The organism is Oleiphilus sp. HI0123, from assembly GCF_001635315.1.
In genome coordinates this window covers 1-674 of sequence record NZ_LWGE01000522.1, presented here as the reverse complement: position 1 = coordinate 674, position 674 = coordinate 1, and the positions used below count along the sequence as shown (strand labels likewise).

General features: G+C 44.7%; 2 protein-coding genes. Both read left to right on the top strand.

From position 1 onward, the window contains the following. On the top strand, positions 1 to 501 hold a 501-nt coding region (locus tag A3761_RS04890), incomplete at its 5' end, for a DsbE family thiol:disulfide interchange protein (RefSeq protein WP_156491605.1). Next, on the top strand, positions 498 to 674 hold a 177-nt coding region (locus A3761_RS25500; RefSeq protein WP_197472827.1), incomplete at its 3' end, for a cytochrome c-type biogenesis protein CcmH. The genes A3761_RS04890 and A3761_RS25500, both read left to right, overlap by 4 nt.

Sequence of the window (674 nt, the reverse complement as noted above, 5' to 3'; positions counted from 1 at the left end):
ATTGCTCTTGGGCTCATACTATATACCGCTATCGGTAAGGATCCTACCAAACTAGAAACGGCACGGCTAAACGACCCAGTACCGAAGTTTCAGCTGAGTTCTTTGTCAGACCAAAATAAGCAGCTCAATAACTCAGTATTCAGCGGTGAGGTAATGCTCTTAAATGTCTGGGCAACCTGGTGCCCATCGTGTCGAGTTGAGCACCCCTATCTAAACACTCTGTCAGAGCAGGGCGTCAAAATCGCTGGATTAAATTACAAGGATGAGCGTGATGCTGCTCAGGTTTGGCTTGCAAAACTAGGCAACCCTTATACATTCAACATTTACGACCCTGAGGGAAAGCTTGGATTTGATCTAGGTGTTTATGGTGCTCCAGAGACATACATTATCGATCAGCACGGATATGTCAGGCATCGCCATGTTGGTGTCGTTGATGACAAAGTCTGGCACTCGACGCTTAAGCCTTTGATCGACAAACTCGAAGGAAAGGTGGTGCTATGAACGAGCTCACAAGCAGATTAATTTTGCTGTTTTCCCTTACAACTTTCTTTTCGCTTCCTATTAGCGCAAATATAGACGTTTATCAGTTTTCTGATGAAGAAAGGCGCATGAATTACCTTGAGTTGACTAAGGAGCTCCGTTGCCCAAAATGTCAAAATCAAGATATCGCTGAC